This is a genomic window from Mesorhizobium sp. M8A.F.Ca.ET.021.01.1.1 (assembly GCF_003998025.1).
Lineage (GTDB): Bacteria > Pseudomonadota > Alphaproteobacteria > Rhizobiales > Rhizobiaceae > Mesorhizobium.
On sequence record NZ_RZSJ01001101.1, the window covers coordinates 1 to 510 of the forward strand.

A 510-nucleotide genomic window follows, 5' to 3' on the forward strand; every position below is an offset into this window, starting at 1 on the left:
ACCATGGGCTGTTCATGTGCCACCCCGGCCATGTCGACGAAACACTGCGCGCGCGCGACCCGATGCAAGGCGTGCGCGAAGTGGAATTCGGGGTGCTGGCCTCGGATGCGTTCGGCGCGAGCCTGGCCCGCGCCAGTGTCGAGATCATGGACGGCAAGGGATGAGCGGAGCCGATCGACCCCAGCGTTCAACCGGCAGCAAGATCGCCCGTTTTGCGCTTGTCGGACTGGTGAACACGGCCATCGACCTTGCCGGCTTTTCCCTGCTGCTCAAGCTGCACGTCCCACCGCTTGCCGCCAACGTCCTCTCGTGGTCGATCGCCGTCATCTTCTCTTTCGTGGCCAATGGCTTCTGGTCGTTCGAGCGCAATCACGCCATCCGGCTGCATGACGCCTTCCTGCGGTTTGTCACGGCCGGGGCGCTGATTTCGCTCGGCGTCTCCAGCCTGTCGATCGCACTCTTCGCCGGCATCACCGGCGTGTGGCCGGCAAAGATCGGCGGGGTCATCGT

At 64.7% G+C, this 510-nt stretch carries 1 protein-coding gene; it reads left to right on the forward strand.

Annotated elements, in window-relative coordinates; translation table 11 throughout:
- Positions 1 to 160 precede the first annotated feature (160 nt).
- The coding region (locus EOA36_RS36805; RefSeq protein WP_145969577.1) for a GtrA family protein at positions 161 to 510 on the forward strand (350 nt) is incomplete at its 3' end.